This is a genomic window from Kribbella qitaiheensis (assembly GCF_042657745.1).
Lineage (GTDB): Bacteria > Actinomycetota > Actinomycetes > Propionibacteriales > Kribbellaceae > Kribbella > Kribbella qitaiheensis.
Genome location: NZ_JBHSKE010000051.1, coordinates 39,492 through 58,113, shown reverse-complemented (window position 1 = coordinate 58,113; position 18,622 = coordinate 39,492). Strand labels below are relative to the sequence as shown.

The following is an 18,622-nucleotide window of genomic DNA, read 5'->3' as shown; positions in this document are numbered from 1 at the left end:
CTCAGCTCTCCTTGACAGCGATCTGTTCGACCGTGTTGGCGACCCGCTCGAAGGCGTCGATGGCGGCCTCCAGCAGGTCGACCACGGTCTTCACCTTCATCACCGTCAGCGCGTCGAACTCGCCGCTGAACAGCTTGGCGATGATCCGGCGGTGTACGGCGTCACCGGTGTTCTCCAGCCGGTTGATCTCGATCCAGTACTCGGCCAGGTCCTTCATCGTCCGCAGCCGCGGCATCGTCTCGGCCGTCAGCGTGGCCATCCGCTGCAGTGCCTCGATCTGCTCGGCCACCTCGGCCGGCAGGCTGCTGAGGTTGAAGAGGTGGACGTTGTCGACCGCCTCCTCCATGAAATCCATCACATCGTCGAGATCGGACGCCAGCCGGTAGATGTCCTCCCGGTCGAACGGCGTCACGAAGGTCGAGTTCACCCTGCGGATGATCGAGTGGGTGGTCTCGTCGGCCGCGTGCTCGGCTTCCTTCATCTGCTTGGCGATCTGGTGGCTGGCCGAGAGGCCCGAGCCTGCTGTGCTGCCCAGCAACTCGGCCAGGATCCTGGCTCCGTCGACCAGGTGGTTGGCTGACTCGGTGAAAAGGTCGTAGAACGTCGGGTCGTTCGGACGCAGACGTAACGGCACTTCAAGCTCCGGGTGAACGAGGGACAAACCTTGAACATGCTAGGGGCAACAGACGCCTGACGAAGCATCCGCCCGGTCAACGTATCGCGAGATGATGAACACGTGGACTGAATGCAACCTGTTCGTGTCCGGAAGATCTCAGCGAGTGATCACCGCGTAGAGGTCGAAAAGGCCCACCACGAGGACCAGCCCGGCCGCCGCGCGCAGTACCCGGTCCGACCCCAGCTCGCCCGGCGGACCCGCCTCCGGACGGGTCGATCGGCGGTAGACGGCGCTCACCGCGGCCCAGCAGGCCAGCGCGAGCACGGTCACCACGATGCCGAGCCCCAGCCGGACGTCCGATGTGCCGTGGCCGGAGGCAAGCAGCAGGATCCCGTTCGCGACCAGGCCGAGTGACGTACGTCGCCAGGCCAGCAGCGTGCGTTCGGGTTGCAACCCTGGGTCGGGGATCATCGCCACAGGCTGAACAGCAGACCGAGCACTCCCACCACGGCGATGGTTGCGCCGAGCATCAAAGGCAGCCTGGTGACCGGCAACCGGGCGCCTGCGCGCATCGCGGCCTGGTTCAACTGCCAGCGCCGGAAGGCACCTGCCGTGGTGACGATCCCGGCGCAGACCAGGATGGCGCCGATGATCTTGGCCACGATCCGATCCGGTCCGAGGTCCAGGAACTGTACTGCGGACAGGCCTCCCGCGTAACAGGCGAGCGATGTCCGCAAATAGGCGAGGTACGTCCGCTCATTGGCGAGTGTGAACCGGTAGTCGGGCTCCTGGCCGGTCGGTGGCGTAGTCATCCGCAGCTCAGCAGGCCGCGGTTCTGCTTGAGGGCGAGGACCCGGCGGACACTGCTCTGGAGGTCGGCCGCGAACTCCTTGTCCTGCTGGGCTTTCGCGACCAGCGCGCTCACCATCGTCGAGGTGAGCGACGCCTTCGCGGTGATCACGATGTCGCCACCGGCCGCCACGAACCGGGTGGCCCGCTGGCCCGCCGGCACGGATGCGACTTCCGCGGCCGCCCCGACGTCGTCAGTGATGACCACCCCGCCGTACCCGAGGTCGCCGCGCAACATGCCCCGGATGATCGTAGGCGAGAACACCGCCCGGTTCTTCGGGTCGATCTTCGTGTAGGTGACGGTTGACACCATCACCATGTCGGAGCCGGCCCGGATCCCCGCCGCGAACGGCGCGAGGTCGTCGTCACCACGGACCGTGACGGTGTCCACCACGCCGGAGGAGAAGTCGGTGTTGCCCTTCACCCGGCCGAGGCCCGGGAAGTGCTTGACCGAGGTCATCACACCGGCGGCGTCCATCCCGTTGATGAAGGCGCTGACGTGCTTGCTGACCGCGCCCGGAGTACTGCCGTAGCCGCGGTCCAATGCACCGATAGGCGCATTCGCGTTTCCCAGCGAAGCCGGTACGACGTCTGCCACCGGTGCGAGGTCCAGGTTGACGTTCGCCTGCTTGAGCTGACTCCCCCAGATCTTGGCCCGGGCGGTCAGCTTCTCGTCGGACCAGGTGGCCTGCACGGTCGCGGCCGGGATGCGGTCGAACCCGGAGCCTTTGAGGCGCTGGATCTGCCCGCCCTCCTGGTCCGCCGCGATGAACGGGCGGATCCCCTTCACAGTGGCGGTCATGCTGGCCGTGGACATCGCAGTACGGGTGTGGGACGCGCTGCCGCCGCTCCCCATCAGCAGGAGTCCGCCGGGCTTCTGCGCGCGGGCGATGGACCGCTCGGCCGAGGTCATACCTTCGGCGTCGATACCCGTCATGATCAGCTGGGCCGCCTGCTCGCGCAGTGTCAGCGCCTCGGCCTTCTGGTCCACGCAGCTCGGCGTCTGGCTGGGTGACTGACTCGGGGTCCGGCTGGGCGTCTGGCTCGGCGTCTGAGTGGCGTCGCCGGGCGATGGGGTGGGTGTGATCGGTACCGTCGACGAGGGGACCGTGCTCGGCCCAGCCGTGGGCGTGCCCGTGTCGCTACAGCCGGCCAGGAGCAGCACGGCCAGTACTGCGGCCGTGGCGGTCGCTGCCCGGCTCGTGGTGGTGTTCATCCTTGCCATTCTCAGCGGACGTCCCAAATGGCGCTGTCATAGGTACCGCCGGAGTGCCGGGCCAGCGTGCTGCAGATGTCGTGCAACTGCGCGACCTGCTCGTCACTGAGGGCATCGAAGACCACTTGCCGGACTGTCTCGACGTGCCCGGGAGCCGTGTCCTTGAGCTTCTGCCGGCCTTCCTCGGTGAGGATGGCGACCTGGCCGCGGCGGTCGGAGGCGATCCCCTCGCGGCGTACCCAGCCGACCTGCTCGAGCCTGTTCACCGCGTGGGACAGGCGGCTGCGGGAGCCCAGTGTGGACAGCGCCAGCTCACTCATCCGCAGCCGGCCGTCCTCGGCGTCGGCCAGCCGGACCAGGATCTCGAAGTAGGTGTGTGGCATCCCCGCGTCGCGTTGCAACTGCTGCTCGATCTTGCCGTTGACCACGCGCTGGGCCGCGATGAACGCTCGCCAGGCCTGCTGCTCTTTCTCATCCAGCCACCGGGGTTCCGCCATTGTCGCAGCGTAGCCAGAAGAGGAGTCTCCCGCTCTACTGCCTGGCCGTCATGTCGCGGCGCGCTGCCGCTGCAGCCGGTCCTTCCAACGGATCAGCAGCACCGCGAGTGCACAGACGAGCATCCCGCCGAACGCCAGTGGGCCGATGGTCTCGCCGAAGAGCAGGAACGCGAACACCATCGTGGTGGGCGGCACGAGATACAGCAGGCTGCTGATCCGGGTCGCGCCGGAAAGGCGCAGGTTGACCAGATACAACCCCCAGCCACCGCCCGTGGCCAGCACCACCAGCCACAACACCGCCCCGTAGAACCCCGGCTCGTGCGGGACCGTCATCTGGCCGGTCCCGGTTGTGACCGCCAGGAAGAACACGCCGGAGACCAGACTCTGCAGACACAGCGCATCCAGGAGGTTGGTGGCCGGCTTGCGATGGCGCTCCAGGCAGGTGCCTGCGACCAGCCCCAGAAGACCGCCGAGAGGAAGCAGGAAGAGTAGGGCCGCCCCATGGCCCGCACCCAGATCGTCGGCGACCACCAGCCCGACCCCGGCGACGCCGAGCAGCAGGCCGATCCACTGTCGTCGGCTCACGTGTTCTCCCAGTAGGGGACCCGCCACCGTCGCGATCAGGATCGGCTGCAGCGAGCCGATCAGTGCCGTGACACCCGCGCCGACGCCATGGTCGATCCCGGTGAAGATCAGGCCGAGGTACACGCACTGAGTGAGGAAGGCCATCGCCACCTGGGTGACGAGATCCCTCCGGGTGACTCGCGGCCGCCGCTTCAGCAGTACTGCGGCCGCGAGGCTCCCCGCGACCAGGTAGCGCCACGCGAGCAGGTCGAAGGCCGACGTGTACTCCGTGCCCCACCGCGCGCCGATGAACCCGCAGCTCCAGAACACGACGAACCCGGCTCCCGCCAGCAGAGGAACCGCTCGCACGCCCGCAGTACGGCGTACCGGGGTCTCTGGCACTGCTTCGACGAGTGGCTGGTGAGTGGTCATAGGAGACAAGTAACCACACCGGTCGGTATACTGTCAGTATGGTTGTTCACCAGGCGAGACCGTGGGAGTGGCTCAACCGGACGGGCGCCGAGGGCGCGGAGAAGGTGCTGACGCCAGCCGGCGAGAGGATCCTGACCGCCGCGTCGACGCTGTTCTACGAGCAGGGCATCCGGGCGGTGGGCGTGGACACGATCGCGAACGCGGCGGACGTGACGAAGAAGACCCTGTACGACCGGTTCGGCTCGAAGGACAACCTGATCGCGGCGTACCTCGAGCGGCGGAACCGGGTCTGGCACGTGTTCCTGGACGAGCAACTGGCGAAGCTGCGACCGGGTACGCCGGAAGAGGTGATCCTGGCCCTGTTCAGCGCGTTGACGGAGTGGATGGCGGAGTCGCGGCGGGGCTGCGGATTCATCAACGCGAGCGTCGAACTGGCGGCGCCGGACCATCCGGCGATGCCCGTGATCGTCGCGCAGAAGCGGTGGATGCGGGCCGAGTTCGTGGCGCAGGCGGAGCTGGCCGGGTTCGACCGGGTCGGGGAACTCGCGGACCGGTTGCTGCTGCTGCACGAGGGCGCGCTGGTGAGCTATCGGGTGGCCGCGATGGAGCACGCGCCCGAGGTGGCGCACCGGGCTGCGGCCGACCTCCTCGCCTCGTGGCCGCGGGTCAGCGCCTGATCGGTGCGGTTCGGCTGCTGCGTTTCAGGTTCGTCTGGCGACAGTGAGGCCGACCAGGCGCGACACGACCATGGCGACGTAGCCGAGGCCGGCCAACTGCTCGATCATCACGACCGAGCGGCCCCAAGACGTGATCGGTACGACGTCGCTCAGGCCTGTGCTGGACAGCGTGGTGAAGCTGAGGAACAGCAACTCCATCCAGGTCCGGTCCTGAGCCGGGTTGACGGCCGCCGTGAAGCTGCCCGGCACGAGCGCTTGCACGATGACGAACACATAGGCGAATCCCCAGGCCACCAAGGTGAAGGTGGCACCTGCGGCGTACAGCTCATCCGTGCTGACGTCATGGTCGGAGAGCATGTACCGCAGCAGGCTGTAGGCCGCGTAGAAGTAGAAGGCCGCGTGGAGCGCAGCCGAGACCGGCACGATGACGTCCGTCGGGCGGAAGGCGTCGACCAGCGACAGCACGACCGCGGGGATGCCCAGACAGATGCTCACCCAGGTCAGCCCCGGCGTCGCCCGCACCGAGAAGACCGCCAGCACCAGCACGACGATGCCCAGGATCTCGAAGGCGACCCGTCCGCCGCGCGAGCCTTCCATCGCGGGGTAGACCAGCACGCCGAGCAGCTGGACGACGAGCAGGATCGCGGACGGGTGCCGCCTGGCGCTGCCGAACAGACTCATCTCGGGCTCATTTCGCGTCCTCGCGGGACGCCTTGATCGCCTCGCGCCGGGCGAGCCGGTGGCTGCGTCGGATCTCGGCCTCGCGCATCCGCCGGCGGTCCTCGTCCGTTTCGGGGACGATCCGCGGGACCGGACGTGGCTTCCCGTCGGTGTCGACCGCGACGAACACCAGGTACGCCGTGGCCACGTGGACCTGCGGGCCGACGGCATCCCAGCGGTCCGCGGTGATCCGGACGCCGATCTCCATCGAACTGCGGCCGGTCCAGTTCACCTGGGCGGTGAAGTGCACCACGTCGCCGACCCGGACCGGAACCACGAAGACCATCTCGTCCATCGACGCCGTCACCGCGGCACCGCCCGAGTGCCGCGCCGCCACCACCCCGGCGACCGAGTCGACCAGTGTCATCACCACTCCGCCGTGCACGGTGCCGAGAAGATTCGTCTCGTTCTGCGCCGTGATGTGCGACAACGACAACCGCGTGGCCGACGGCGGCCGCTCCGACGGTGCCTCAGTGGCCGACATGGATCCTGCTCCTCGGATGGACGAAACCGCCGGTCCGCCGACGCCTCCGCGCAGAATAACCGCCGCGTTGTCCACAGCCCCGGAATTGCTTGCCGATAGGCCGCCCGCGCGCTCGTACTTTCTCTGTCGAGGAGGTGGACAGCATGATCACTGACAACGACTCCACCCACGACGAGTCCACTGAACGGGCCCTAGGCAACCATCCCGCGGCACCCCACCGAGCCCTGTCTCCCCTGACCAACGCCGAGGCCGCACACTTGGTGCGCCTCAGCCTGGAAGCAGCCGCCGAACGCTCCCTCCCCGCCGGCTACGACGGCATCGCCAACCTCCGCCTCCACCCGACCAGCACAGCCTTTCCCACCTCGGGTGGCACCGGTCTCGCCGCCGACCTCGGAGTGGCTTCGGATCCGGACGAAGCGGTCAGCATGGTGGCCGGGCTGTCGAACCTGGCAAGGATCGTCGCCGGCGAACGCCGGGATCGCTGGCCTCAGGTGGTCGGCGAGCACTTCGACCAACTGGCCAGCACTCTCCGGCACGGCCCGCCTCCGCTCCCCGCGGACCCGCGGCGCGAGCTCTACCAGCGACTGACCCCGAGCAACCTCGTCCAAACCAGCTGGACCAGCCACGCACCAGAGTTCGTGCCTGGCCTGCTCTCTGTCCCTGCCACGTACACCGACGGCACGATCACCATGTACTTCGACCCGTCGGACCTCGGGATGACGTGGACGGAGGCAGAGCAGGCGGGTCTCCACAACCTGCGCGGCCTCACCGACACCGTCGAGTACGCAGAGCATGACGGCACCACCGTCGCCGTGCTCAGCGGCAGCGTCTTCACCGCCTCACGAGCACTCGTGCTCGACACAGTCCTCCGCGAATCCCTCCGGGTCGAGAACCCGCAGTACGGCGTACTGGCGGCGATGCCGGTCCGCGGTCTCCTCCTGGTTCACGTGATCACCAGCCTGCGAGTCATTCCGGCGTTGGGCATGATGCTGAACCTCGCGGGCCGAGCGCACGCCACTGAGCCAGGTCCGCTGAGTCCCTGGGTCTACCTCGTCACCCCCGAAGGGCGCTGGCATCCAGCCATCCGCCAACCTGAGGAAGGCCGCCCACCGGGCCTCTCACCAGCCCTGCTCGCGCTCGCTCATCAACTCGGACGCCTCGAGTGAGCATGGTTTACAGCGATCGAGGGGCCAGTGGGACAGTCTGCGTATGGGAGAACAACCGGCAGATCTGCGGCAACTGTTCAGAAGCGCGGCCGACCACGCGGCCGAGTACAGGGCGACCTTGGGTGAGCGAAAGGTTCGCGCGACCAAGTCCGCGGCGGAGGTGCGCGCTGACTTCCAACGGCCATTGGCGCAGGCAGGGCGTGCTGCCGACGAGGTGATCGAGGAGCTCGTCGCTTTGGCTGACGGCGGACTCGTGGCGAGCGCCGGACCGCGGTACTTCGGGTTCGTGATGGGTGGTGCACTACCCGCCGCGAGCGCGGCCGACCTGTTGGCGATCGGTTGGGACCAGGACGCCGGGAACAGTGTGATGTCCCCGACGAGCATGGCCGCTGAGCAGGCAGCAGGTGGGTGGCTGAAGGAGCTTCTCGGGATACCTCCGGCAGCGTCAGCCGGATTCGTCACGGGAGCTCAGGCGGCCAACACCGTGGGGCTGGCGGCGGCTCGGAACCACGTACTGGCCAAGGCCGGCTGGGACGTGGAGCTGAACGGTCTCAACGGCGCTCCCCGGGTGCGTCTGGTGGCCGGCGACGAGCGGCACGTCACGATCGACCGGTCGCTGCGCCTGCTCGGATTCGGCTCCGGTTCGCTGGAACTCGTGCGGACGACGACGAACGGGGTGATCGACCTGGACGACCTGCGGACCAGACTCGCCGACCACGACGGACCGCTGATCGTCTGCCTGCAGGCCGGGAACGTGAACACCGGCGCGTCCGATGCCCTGGGCGTGGCCTGCGACCTGATCCACGAGTACGGCGGTTGGGCCCACGTCGACGGTGCCTTCGGGCTGTGGGCCGCAGTGAGTCCGGAACTGCGCGATCAGGTGGCGGGACTTGAGCTGGCGGACTCGTGGGGCTGTGACGGGCACAAGTGGCTGAACTTGCCGTACGACAGCGGATTCGTGTTCTGTGCGCACCCGGACGCACACGCGGCGGCGCTGGACTACAGCGCCTCGTACCTGGCGGCGTCGGGAAAACGGGAACCGGGCGATTACGCGATGGAGTTTTCGAGGCGTGCGCGTGGACTCGCGGTCTGGGCCGGACTGCAGGAGCTGGGTCGCGATGGGGTGACCGATGTGGTCGACCGGTGTTGCGCGCTGGCCAGGAGGTTCGCCGAACAGCTCGGGAAGGGAGGCTGCGAGATCGGAAACGAGGTGGTGCTCAATCAGGTGCTGGTGTCGTTCGGCTCCGACGAGGAGACCGACCGGGTGATCGCAGCGGTCCAAGAGGGCGGCGTCTGCTGGATGGGCGGCACCACCTGGCGAGGCCGGCGCTACATGCGCATCTCGGTCTCGAACTACCTCACCACCGAAGCCGACGTAGACCTCTCCACCCGAGCCATCCTCGCTGCCACCCGCGCTTCCTAGACGACGAGCAGGGGACGCGACCGGACGGCGCCCCGGCAGATGAAGGCGCCGTCCGGTCAGCAGCGGGTGGTCAGCCTGCAGTTGTCGTGAGGCTGCAGTTGTCGTCACGCTGCAGTTGTAGTCAGGCTGCAGTTGTTGTGGGGCTGCAGTGGTGGCGAGGATGTGGGGTTGTCAGGCTGCCGGGGGCATCAGGACGGAGTCGATCAGGTAGACCGTCGCGTTGGCGGTCTTCACGCCACCGCAGATGACCTTGGCGTTGTTGACCATCAGGTTGTCACCCGAACCGGTCACCGTGACCGCCTGCTTCTCGACCGTGGTCTGGCTCCCCACCACCGCGTCCGGCGCCAACTGACCCGGCACCACGTGATAGGTCAGGATCTTGGTCAGCAACGCATCATCGGTCTTCAACGTGTTCACCGTCGCCGCCGGAATCTTCGCGAACGCCGTGTCCACCGGCGCGAACACCGTGAACTCACCACCGTTCAACGTCGACACCAGATCGACCTTCGGGTTCAGCTTGCCCGACACCGCCGCCACCAACGTCGTCAGCAACGGATTCCCCGACGCCGCCGTCGCCACCGGCGCGGCCGCCATCCCGTCCACCGAACCGGCACCGGTCGGGTTCGCCTTCGCATAATCGGCACACCCCGGACCGACCAGACCCGCCGCGTTGTCCATCGACGAAGACATACTCGGAGTCGCAGCCGGCGCCGACGACGTACCGGTCGACGGGCTACCACTCGAGGTGTCATCACTACCACCACACGCGGCGGTGACGAAGAGCAACGAGACGGCGGAGGCGGCGAGAGCGACCCGCTTGATGGTGTGGGACATGACGATCTCCTTCGATTGGAATGGTCCTGCATTCACTGCGCTGCCTTCAGGGCGCTGCCCGTGCGTTGTGTTCGGTGTTGTCATCGGTGCGTTGTGTTCGGTGCGTTGTGTTCGGTGCTTGGCCAGTGGGGGCCGTTACTGGACCATCACCACCGTGTTGTGGAGACCGCTGGAGCCGTTGGGGCGGGGGGCCGCACGGTCGGTCGTCTGCACCTGTCCGTCGCCGTCGGTCGCCCGGACGGTGAGTTTGTGGTTGCCCGGCGTCGCGTTCCAGCGGAACGTCCACTGCCGCCAGGTGTCGATGGTGTCCTCGGCCGCCAGCGTGGCCAATTGCCAGTCGCCGTCGTCGACCTGTACCTCGACCTTGGCGATGCCGCGATGCTGTGCCCAGGCGACTCCGGCCGCGACGGCCGGGCCCGGCTTGATCCGGGCGAATCCCTTCGGCACGTCGATCCGCGAGGAGGTCTTGATCGGCGCCTCGACGGACCAGCCGCGGTCGGTCCAGTAGGCGCTGAAGTCGGAGAACTTCGTGACCTCGAAGTCCACGATCCACTTGGTCGCGGAAACGTACCCGTACAGGCCGGGCACCACCATCCGGACCGGGAACCCGTGCTCGAAGGGCAACGGCTCTCCGTTCATCCCGACGGCAAGGATCGCGTCGCGGCCGTCGGTGAGGGCCTTCAGCGGAGTACCGATGGTCAGGCCGTCGACGCTCGTGGACTTCACCGCGTCGGCGCCATCCCGCACGCCGGCTTCCCTGAGGATCTCGGCGATCGGTACGCCGATCCAGCGCGCGTTGCCGACATACGGTCCGCCGACCTCATTGGACACGCAGGTCAGGGTGATGTCGCGTTCGATCAGCCGCCGGCCGAGCAGGTCCGCGAAGTTGAGCCGCAACTCGCGATCGACCAGGCCGTGGATGCGCAGTTCCCAGTTGCGCGGGTCGACTCTCGGCACCGTCAGCAAGGTGTCGACCCGATAGAACGACGGGTTCGGGGTGACGAACCGGCTCACCCCTGGGACCTCCGACATCACTCCGGCGGGCACCGCCTGCGCCCGGCTCGCCGGCGTAGGAATCTTGATCCCTCGCCGAGTAGCCTCGCTCACCCCTTCGGGCAGGATCCGCGAAACCGCGAGCCCCCCGACCCCCGCCACCCCCAGCGCCATCGTTGTAGCCAGAAACCGCCGCCGGTCAAACCCCGCCGGCGCCTCCGCCTCTCCTACAGGCTCATTGCCCTCAGCAACAACCGTGACTCCATCAGCACTCGCGGCCGTCGCAACCGCGGCAGCATGCGGCTTTCCAATGGAAACCGAACCCTCCGCGCGACTAGTAGTTCCAGCGGTCTTCGCGGAGCCGACACCTTCGGCGGCGTTCGTGGAGGTGGCGCCTTCGGCGGGGTTCGTGGAGTCTGAACCGTTGGCGATGTTCGTGGCGGCGGAACCTTTGGCGGGGTTGGCGGAGGTGGAACCTCCGGCGGGGTTCGTGGAGGTGGAACCTTCGGCGGCGGGGAGCTTCCGACCTCCGTCGCCGCCGAAGGGATTGAGGCCCAGTGCACGGAGCACCAGGATGATCCCGGCTGTTGCCACCAGCAACGTGACGATGCCGGGCAGTACCTGGACGAAGTGATTGACCGCGAGCGTCCGCCCGGTCGCCGCCGCGAGTATCGCCAGCAGCCCGAGTACCACGGTCATCACCACGGCAACCCGGGGAACGGAAGCCCCGATCGCTCCCGCCAGCAAGGCGAAAACAGCGACCGCGAGCAACACCGTGCCGACCAGGATCGGCTTGTCGGCCGTCCCGAGGTTCTTCACCGCCCAGTCCTTCGCGGGACCAGGAGCGAGATCGATCAGTTGGGTGCCGACGCCGACCACAGGCGAAGTACCACCGGCCAGCGCGGCGGTGAGCTCACCCAGGCCGAGTCCTGCACCTGCTGCGAGCACACCTCCCAGCGCGGCCAGCGCCCGGCGTCCCCTCGTCACGGTCATGCCTCTGCTTCGGTCCCGTGCGACGAGCGGATAGGTCAAACCACCAAGAAGACTTCAAGAATCGCGAACAGCTCGCGAGAAATCTCTTACCCGTCAGGCAACCGGCGCCAACCGCGAGAGCGCGGGCGACGAGGGCTGCCGCGGATCAGTCGGCGGCCGGAGGGGCGAAGTGTCCGGGCCAGCCGACCGCGAGAGCCGCGGGCGACGTGGGCCGTCGCGGATCAGGCGGTGGCCGGAGGGGTGAGGAGTCCGGGCCAGCCGACCGCCGGAGCCGCGGGCGACGTGGCTGTCGCGATCAGCCGGCGGCCGGAGGGGTGAAGTGGCCGGGCCAGTCGGTGTGGCGGATTCGGGTGATCTCGCGGATCTCGCCGAGGGTGGACCACTCGTCCTTGCCCAGGCGAGCCAGCGGACGGAGGCGGGTGATCTCCGGGTGGGAACCGTCCAGGACGGACTCGTCAATGCTGATGTGACGTACCCGGCCGATGACGACGGTGGAGTCGCCCAGTTCGAGGGTGGTGTGGAGCTGACACTCGATCGCCACAGGCGACTCGGCGACGCGCGGTACGGCGATGGTGGTGCTGGGCTCGGTGTGCAGGCCGACAGCCGCGAACTCGTCGACCTCCGGAGGGAAGTTCGTGGCGGTCGCGTTGATCTGCTCGAACAACGGTTCCGCCGCGAAGTTGACCACGAACTCCCGGGTCGCCTCGACATTGTTCAGGCTGTCCTTGCGACCGACCGAGGTGAACTGCACCATCGGCGGCCTCACGCACGCCACCGTGAAGAAGGAGTGGGGCGCGAGGTTGAGCACTCCCTCGGCCGACCTCGACGACACCCAGGCGATCGGGCGTGGCACCACCACCGCGTTCAGTACCGCGTAGAAGTCCCTACTGCTGATGGTCTCCGGATCCAGGTCCCTTCGCACGCCAGCCAGTATCCCCACCCAAGTTCCCCGGCAATTCGGTGGACCCCGGCAACGACCGGCGAAAGAATCCCACCGATGACAGGACTCCCACCCGGTGACCTCCCAAGCCGTGACCGCCCCGCCACCACCTCCGAGCCGACGGCCGACGTGATCGCCGCCATCGCCGACCGGTACCGCGTACGCGTCGACGAGATCCGTGAGGTACCGGGCGGCGTCGCCAACCACGCCTTCGCGCTGGGCGACGACCTCTTCCTCCGGATCCCACGAGCCGAGGAGTTCGAGCCAGACCTGCAGAAGGAGGCCGCGGTCATCCCAGTAGCCCGGGCGGCCGGAGTGCGCACCCCCGCGATCGTCGACTTCGACGCCACCCGCACTCTCGTCGACGCGCCGTACATGGTCATCGAGCAACTCCACGGCACCGACCTGATCGAGGCGGAACCGCCCGACGACCAGTTCTGGCAAGACCTGGGCACTCAGGTCGCCCTCCTCCACCGCATCCCCCAGACCCCGCTGGACGGCGTACCGACTGACGACGGTGGCGGAGACCCGCGTCCGACCGTGGAGCACCTGGCAACGCTCGGCTACCTGGACCCCGGTACTGCGGACTGGCTGCTCGGCTGGTTCGACCGCCTGGCCACCCGCTTCCCGCAAGACCTGCAAGAGCCACAAGCCCAGCCACATGCCCAGCCGCGAGTCCTCCTACACGGCGACCTGGCGCCGCAGAACCTGCTGACCCGCCACAACAGGTTGGAAGCGCTGATCGACTGGGGTGACGCCGCCTGGGGACCACCCGGCATGGAGTTCGCCAAGCTCCGCCTGGAGCACGTCGCCGCCACCCTGCCGGCGTACACGGGCCAGTCCACAAACAAGAGCGACGGTCAATTGGAAGCCGCTGCACTCTGGTTCCACCTCAGCTGGGGCCTCAGCGGGATCCCAAAGCCGCCAAGACCCAACGAACGCCACTGGACGGCACCACCCGCCAGCCGGCTGCTCGGCGTACTCCGGTTCTTCGCCGCGGGACCGCCGGAGCCGTGGTCGGGACTGAGCTGAATCAGTAGGGCTGAGTCAGAAGGCCGGTTGCTGGCACTGATCGACCGTGCTTCTGCTGTAAATACAAGGGTTCGCGCACTTGTCACGACATGGGGCAGACTGGTTTTCCGTGACTGACTACGTAGCTGCCCAGGATCGGTACGACGACCAGATGACCTATCGGCGCAGTGGCCGCAGCGGACTCGAGCTGCCGGCGATCTCGCTGGGGCTCTGGCACAACTTCGGCGGCGACAAGCCGCTCGACACGCAGCGGGACATCCTGCGCCGTGCCTTCGACCTCGGCGTCACCCACTTCGACCTGGCGAACAACTACGGCCCGCCGTACGGCTCGGCCGAGACCAACTTCGGCGGCCACTTCGCCCGCGACTTCAAGCCGTACCGCGACGAGCTGCTGATCTCCACCAAGGCCGGGTACGACATGTGGCCGGGCCCGTACGGCCAGGGCGGCGGCTCGCGCAAGTACCTGCTCGCCTCGCTCGACCAGTCGCTGGACCGGATGGGCCTGGACTACGTCGACATCTTCTACTCGCACCGCTTCGACCCGGACACCCCGCTCGAGGAGACGATGGGCGCGCTCGACGCCGCCGTCCGCTCCGGCAAGGCGCTGTACGCCGGCATCTCGTCGTACTCCGCGGAGAAGACCCGCGAGGCGCACCGGATCCTCGAGGAGCTCGGCACGCCCCTGCTGATCCACCAGCCGTCGTACTCGATGCTGAACCGGTGGATCGAGGAGGACCTGCTCGACGCCGTCGGTGAACTGGGAGTCGGTGTGATCGCCTTCTCCCCGCTGGCGCAGGGTCTGCTGACCGACCGGTACCTGAACGGTGTGCCGGAGGGGTCCCGCGCGTCGAAGGGCACGTCGCTCAGCACCGACATGCTGACCGAGGAGACCCTGACGCACGTCCGTGCGCTGAACGAGATCGCCCAGCAGCGCGGCCAGTCGGTCGCCCAGCTCGCCCTCGCCTGGACACTGCGCGACCACCGCGTCACCAGCGCTCTGATCGGCGCCTCCAGCGTCGCCCAGCTGGAGAACAGCCTGGCCGCGGTCAAGAACCTGAAGTTCACCCAGGAGGAGCTGGACGCGATCGACGCCGACGCGGTCGAGGCCGGGATCAACCTGTGGAAGAAGAGCTCGGACAACTGAGCCAGGGGTCCGGCATCAGGACACCAGTCACGCTTTGAGGCACGATCCACGCCTGAAGCTGTCAGTTCGGTTACGGGCTGTGCCGGTGCAGTTGCATCGGCACAGCCCGCGGCGCACGCTGGGAGGAACCCCCCAGGAGGTGGTTGCGATGACCGCTTCGACTCTCGAACTGGCCCTCACTTACGAACACGCGAAGATCCGGGAACTCGCCGCTCCCGCCCAGGAGCCGGAATCCTCGAGGCCGGACCGTCGGCACGAGACCGACTGGTTCTACGCCATCGCCGCTCAGCATCTCGCCGCCGCCGAGGACATCCTGCTGCCGCACGTCCGCCGACTCCCCGACGGGCGCGTCCTCGTCACCACGTACGTCGGCAACGCCCGACAGCTCGAGCGCTCCCTCCGGTTCCTCAAGGCCCGTCAGTACGGCGACAGCCGGGTAATCCACCTGCATCCGGACCACGTGTGGCGGGTGGTCGAACGGCTCCTGACCGAGCACGAGCTGCTCGAAGCGGAGTACAGCCGGATGCTCGGCCAGGAGATGGACAGCGACCACGTCAGCTCGCTGACCGAGGAGCTCCTCAGCGCCGAGGAAGTGGCGCCGACCCGGGCTCATCCGTTCTCGCCGCACACCGGGACGGCCGGGCGGCTGGCCCACCGGATGTGGCGGATCGCGGACAACGCCTGGGACAGCGCGGAGGGACGCGTCGTCCCGACGAAATACCACGTGCACCCCAAGCGGGACTCGGCGCTGTCGCACTACCTGCGCGGCACGCCGATCGACGAGGACCAGGGCTGAAAGGACCGGGCCCGCGCCGCCGGATGCCTCCGACGGCGCGGGCCCAGCCTGGAAACCCTCCCCCACTGCGCCTGGTTGTGGGGGTGGGCCTTTTGCCCGCCTCCGCTGCGCCTGGTGTGCGGAGGTGGGACCTGCGCCCTCCCCCGCTGCGCCTGGTGTGCGGGGGAGGGCGGATCGTGGGTCACTTCAAACCGTCGAGCGCCTTCTGTGAGCCGGGGTGCAGGGGCACCGGGTCGGTCTTGGCCGCGTTGTCGAGAGTGATGTCCTTCGCCGCCACGTTCACCTGGACCAGCGCGTCCTTGTTGTCGAAGATCACCTTGGTCAGCTTCTCGGCCAGCTCGTCCGGCATGTTCTTCCGGACCAGCAGCACGTTCGGCACGATGATCGTGGCCACGTCGGCCGGCTGCTTGTAGGCCGCCGACGCAATGTTGCCCTGGGCATAGATCGTGCCGTACCTCGTCTGCAGCGGCTGCAGAAGGTCGGTGATCGGTATCAGTTCGACGTCCTTGCCCAGGCTCGTCATCAGGTCGGTGATACCGCCGGTGGGGATACCGCCGGACCAGACCAGGGCATCGATCGAGCCGCTCTTCATCGCGTCGACCGACTCCGGCAGACCGAGCCGCTGCGCGGTGACGTCGCGCGCCGGGTCCAGGCCGGCCGCCTCCAGCAGCCGCCGGGCGATCACCTCGGTGCCCGAGTTCGGCGAACCGGTGGAGACCCGCTTGCCCTTCAGATCCGCGATCTTGCTGATCCCGGCCGAGGCGCGGACGGCGACCTGGGTGTAGTTCGGATAGAGCCGGGTCAGCGCGACCACGTCCTGCTTCGCCTTGAAGCTGTTCACGCCGTTCACCGCGTCCGACGCGGTGTCTCCGAGCGAGAAGGCGATGTCGTAGTTGCCGGCCACCAGGCCCTGCACGTTCTGCACCGAGGCGCCGGTCTCGCTCGCGGTCGCGCGATACCCCTCGACCTTGGACGAGATCACCGACGCGAGTGCGCCGCCGAGCTGGTAGTAGACGCCGGTGGTGTTGCCGGTGGCAATGGTCAGCCGGCCTCCGTCGGTGCCGGCGGCTCCGCCTTCAGGCTCTCGCTGCCCTCCGCAGGCGACGAGTGAGACGGCGGCGGCGAGCACCACGAGGGCGGTGGGCAGGCGTCGGATTCTCATGAGGTGGCGGATCCTTCCGTTGGCCCGGTCTGGCGTCGCTGCCGGACCAGGTTGATGACGACGGCAACAAGAAGCAAACCGATCCCGACCGCGATGGTTACGGGCGCGAGATAGAGCAGTAGCAGTGCCGCCGGGACACAGAGCAGGCGTTCGACCCAACCCGTGGCGATCACGATCCAGCCGCCGGTGACGACCGCCAGCGCCGCGACGGCGAGCATGGAGACCACGAGGGTCCAGACCATGCCGACCAGGCTGCCTTGCCCGAGCAGGTGCGCGCCGTTCTCGGTCAGCACGAACGCGAACGGCACCAGGAACGCGGGCAGCGTGTACTTCCACGCCTGCCACATCGTCGGCATCACCTTGCCACCGGTGATCGCTGACGTCGCGACGGCCGCCAGCGCGGTCGGCGGCGACACCTCGGACAGCACCGCGTAGTAGAAGATGAACATGTACGCCTCGGCCTGCGTGACGCCGAGCTGCACCAGCGCCGGCGCGATGATCACCGCGGCGATGATGAACGACGCCGTCACCGGCACCGCCAGACCGAGCACCAGTACTGCGAACGCGGCCAGCACCACCGTCAGGATCAGCACGACCGTCGGGTTGTCCGTCAGTCCCTTGGCCGCGTCCACGATGATCTCGGCCAGGTTCAGCCCGAGGCCGGTCTGGGTGGTCACCGCGACGATCACGCCGGCGGCCGCACAGGTTGCCGCGACCGGCAGCACCGAACGGGTGCCCTGGGCAAGCGCTTTGAAGAACGGCCCGGCGGTGAGCCGGTGCTCGCGGTCCAGGAACGACAGCCCGAACTGGATGATCACCGCGTACACCACGGCCTTGAACGGCGGCACGTCCACCGCCATGAAACCGATGATCACGAACAGCGACAGGAAGTGGTAGCTGAACCTCATCAGCAGCTTCAGCGCCGACTGGGTGGACGGCTCGGCGGCCGTGGTCCCATGCCGCCGGGCGTCCATCTCGATCGCCAGCAGGATGCCCAGGTAGTACAGGATCGTCGGGATCACCGCGTAGCCGAGCACGGTCAGATAGCTGACCTGCAGGAACTCCGCGATGATGAAGGCCGCCGCGCCGAGGGTCGGTGGTGACAGGATCGCGCCGATGCCGGCCGCTGCGAGCATGCCGCCCGCCGGTTCGGGCGGATACCCGGCGCGGCGCAGGATCGGCCAGGACACGGTGCCCAGCGAGACGGCCGTCGCGGTTCCCGAGCCGGACACGCTGCCGAGCAGGAATCCCGCCAGCGTGACGGTGCGGCCGGGCGCGGTACGGCTGCGCTTGAAGGCGGCGAAGGACAGGTCGATGAAGAACTTGCCGGCGCCGGAGTAGTCCAGGACCGCGCCGTAGATGGTGAACAGCACGATGTAACTGGCGGCGACGCTCAACGGGGTGCCGTAGAACCCGGCCGTGCCCATGGTGAACTGCGCGATGATCGCGTCGAAGTTGAATCCCTGGTGCGCCAGCGACCAGGTGTAGGGCAGGTAGCCGCCGTAGTACGCGTAGGCGATGAAGAGCAGGCTGACGACCGGCAGTACCCAGCCCGTCGTACGACGACAGGCCTCGAGCAGGAGCACCAGTAGTAGAGCGCCGACGAGTACGTCGAGACCCGTCGGGGCCTGGCGGCGTTCGAGGAAGCCGTCGAAGTCGAACAGCGGATAGGCGCAGACCACCAGCGCCAGCGTGGCGAGGATCCAGTCCGTGATCCCGGGATCGTCGGTGGCCCTGACCGTCAACGGGTTCATGAAGGCGGGCACCCGCCAGCCCCGATAGCACAACAAAGTGACCGGGAGGACGGCTGCGAGAAAGATCACTAAATAGAACTGGGTTCCGGCGGACAACGGGAAGAAGACCTGCAGCAGTACGCCGACGCTGATCACCGCGCACCACCCGGAGATCGCCCGGTCCAGGGCAGGACTGAGCCGCCGAGCGGGCTTTTCCTGCTCGTACTCGGCTGGTTCGGACTCGGAGAGCGTGGCTGCGCCACCCCCCGTAGTTATACCGACAGTCATCGACCGGTTCCCTCCTGTGTTCGAAGGCTAGTGTCGACGACCACTCCATGGAGTCGCGTGATT

General features: G+C 67.8%; 19 protein-coding genes. 6 read left to right on the top strand and 13 right to left on the bottom strand.

Annotated elements, in window-relative coordinates; genetic code table 11:
• Position 1 precedes the first annotated feature (1 nt).
• The 6 genes from ACFPJ1_RS32075 to ACFPJ1_RS32050 all read right to left on the bottom strand — a co-directional run bounded on the left by ACFPJ1_RS32075 (position 2) and on the right by ACFPJ1_RS32050 (position 4,174).
• Complete coding sequence (locus tag ACFPJ1_RS32075) at positions 2-634, bottom strand: DUF47 domain-containing protein (protein WP_380109676.1); 633 nt, start codon at positions 632-634, stop codon at positions 2-4.
• 138 nt (positions 635-772) lie between these two features.
• Entirely contained in the window at positions 773-1,087 is a 315-nt protein-coding gene (locus ACFPJ1_RS32070; RefSeq protein ID WP_380109675.1) for a DUF202 domain-containing protein, read from the bottom strand.
• Complete coding sequence (locus ACFPJ1_RS32065) at positions 1,084-1,428, bottom strand: YidH family protein (protein ID WP_380109672.1); 345 nt, start codon at positions 1,426-1,428, stop codon at positions 1,084-1,086. Before ACFPJ1_RS32065 ends, ACFPJ1_RS32070 begins: the two co-directional genes overlap by 4 nt.
• Positions 1,425-2,681 carry a glycoside hydrolase family 3 N-terminal domain-containing protein gene (locus ACFPJ1_RS32060; protein ID WP_380109670.1) on the bottom strand — a complete coding sequence of 419 codons (1,257 nt, stop codon included), beginning with the start codon at positions 2,679-2,681 and terminating at the stop codon, positions 1,425-1,427. The genes ACFPJ1_RS32065 and ACFPJ1_RS32060 overlap by 4 nt, the downstream gene beginning before the upstream one ends.
• Positions 2,682-2,692: 11 nt before the next feature.
• Entirely contained in the window at positions 2,693-3,178 is a 486-nt protein-coding gene (locus ACFPJ1_RS32055; protein ID WP_380109668.1) for a MarR family winged helix-turn-helix transcriptional regulator, read from the bottom strand.
• A gap of 48 nt (positions 3,179-3,226) precedes the next feature.
• Positions 3,227-4,174, bottom strand: a complete 948-nt coding sequence (locus ACFPJ1_RS32050; RefSeq protein WP_380109666.1) for a DMT family transporter — start codon at positions 4,172-4,174, stop codon at positions 3,227-3,229.
• A 38-nt stretch (positions 4,175-4,212) separates the two neighbouring features.
• On the opposite strand from ACFPJ1_RS32050, the gene ACFPJ1_RS32045 reads away from it, so the two are divergent.
• A complete protein-coding gene (locus ACFPJ1_RS32045) occupies positions 4,213-4,851 on the top strand; it encodes a TetR/AcrR family transcriptional regulator (RefSeq protein WP_380109665.1) in 639 nt (212 codons plus the stop codon).
• Between the two features lie 24 nt (positions 4,852-4,875).
• On the opposite strand, the gene ACFPJ1_RS32040 is transcribed toward ACFPJ1_RS32045, so the two are convergent.
• On the bottom strand, positions 4,876-5,532 hold the full coding sequence (locus tag ACFPJ1_RS32040) for a potassium channel family protein (RefSeq protein WP_380109663.1): 657 nt from the start codon (positions 5,530-5,532) through the stop codon (positions 4,876-4,878).
• Between the two features lie 7 nt (positions 5,533-5,539).
• A complete protein-coding gene (locus tag ACFPJ1_RS32035; protein ID WP_380109661.1) occupies positions 5,540-6,055 on the bottom strand; it encodes an acyl-CoA thioesterase in 516 nt (171 codons plus the stop codon).
• A 143-nt stretch (positions 6,056-6,198) separates the two neighbouring features.
• On the opposite strand from ACFPJ1_RS32035, the gene ACFPJ1_RS32030 reads away from it, so the two are divergent.
• The gene (locus ACFPJ1_RS32030; protein WP_380109660.1) at positions 6,199-7,221 is read left to right on the top strand and encodes a hypothetical protein; all 1,023 of its coding nucleotides are present in this window, start codon (positions 6,199-6,201) and stop codon (positions 7,219-7,221) included.
• A 43-nt stretch (positions 7,222-7,264) separates the two neighbouring features.
• Entirely contained in the window at positions 7,265-8,644 is a 1,380-nt protein-coding gene (locus ACFPJ1_RS32025; RefSeq protein WP_380109658.1) for a pyridoxal phosphate-dependent decarboxylase family protein, read from the top strand.
• Positions 8,645-8,815: 171 nt separating this feature from the next.
• Here ACFPJ1_RS32025 and ACFPJ1_RS32020 read toward each other — a convergent pair whose 3' ends face one another.
• The 3 genes from ACFPJ1_RS32020 to ACFPJ1_RS32010 form a co-directional block, all read right to left on the bottom strand.
• Positions 8,816-9,478: a fasciclin domain-containing protein gene (locus tag ACFPJ1_RS32020; RefSeq protein WP_380109657.1), complete on the bottom strand. Its 663-nt coding sequence runs from the start codon at positions 9,476-9,478 to the stop codon at positions 8,816-8,818.
• Positions 9,479-9,613: 135 nt separating this feature from the next.
• The gene (locus ACFPJ1_RS32015; protein WP_380109655.1) at positions 9,614-11,464 is read right to left on the bottom strand and encodes a molybdopterin-dependent oxidoreductase; all 1,851 of its coding nucleotides are present in this window, start codon (positions 11,462-11,464) and stop codon (positions 9,614-9,616) included.
• Between the two features lie 295 nt (positions 11,465-11,759).
• The gene (locus ACFPJ1_RS32010) at positions 11,760-12,386 is read right to left on the bottom strand and encodes a flavin reductase family protein (protein ID WP_380109654.1); all 627 of its coding nucleotides are present in this window, start codon (positions 12,384-12,386) and stop codon (positions 11,760-11,762) included.
• A 75-nt stretch (positions 12,387-12,461) separates the two neighbouring features.
• On the opposite strand from ACFPJ1_RS32010, the gene ACFPJ1_RS32005 reads away from it, so the two are divergent.
• From ACFPJ1_RS32005 to ACFPJ1_RS31995, 3 genes are all read left to right on the top strand, one after another.
• Positions 12,462-13,436 carry a phosphotransferase family protein gene (locus ACFPJ1_RS32005; protein WP_380109652.1) on the top strand — a complete coding sequence of 325 codons (975 nt, stop codon included), beginning with the start codon at positions 12,462-12,464 and terminating at the stop codon, positions 13,434-13,436.
• A gap of 109 nt (positions 13,437-13,545) precedes the next feature.
• Complete coding sequence (mgrA, locus tag ACFPJ1_RS32000; RefSeq protein WP_380109651.1) at positions 13,546-14,580, top strand: L-glyceraldehyde 3-phosphate reductase; 1,035 nt, start codon at positions 13,546-13,548, stop codon at positions 14,578-14,580.
• A gap of 148 nt (positions 14,581-14,728) precedes the next feature.
• Positions 14,729-15,376 (top strand): hypothetical protein, encoded by a 648-nt coding sequence (locus ACFPJ1_RS31995; protein WP_380109648.1) that lies wholly within the window; start codon positions 14,729-14,731, stop codon positions 15,374-15,376.
• A gap of 181 nt (positions 15,377-15,557) precedes the next feature.
• On the opposite strand, the gene ACFPJ1_RS31990 is transcribed toward ACFPJ1_RS31995, so the two are convergent.
• Both ACFPJ1_RS31990 and ACFPJ1_RS31985 read right to left on the bottom strand, forming a co-directional pair.
• A complete protein-coding gene (locus ACFPJ1_RS31990) occupies positions 15,558-16,538 on the bottom strand; it encodes a TAXI family TRAP transporter solute-binding subunit (protein ID WP_380109646.1) in 981 nt (326 codons plus the stop codon).
• Positions 16,535-18,559 carry a TRAP transporter permease gene (locus tag ACFPJ1_RS31985; protein ID WP_380109645.1) on the bottom strand — a complete coding sequence of 675 codons (2,025 nt, stop codon included), beginning with the start codon at positions 18,557-18,559 and terminating at the stop codon, positions 16,535-16,537. Before ACFPJ1_RS31985 ends, ACFPJ1_RS31990 begins: the two co-directional genes overlap by 4 nt.
• Positions 18,560-18,622 lie beyond the last annotated feature (63 nt).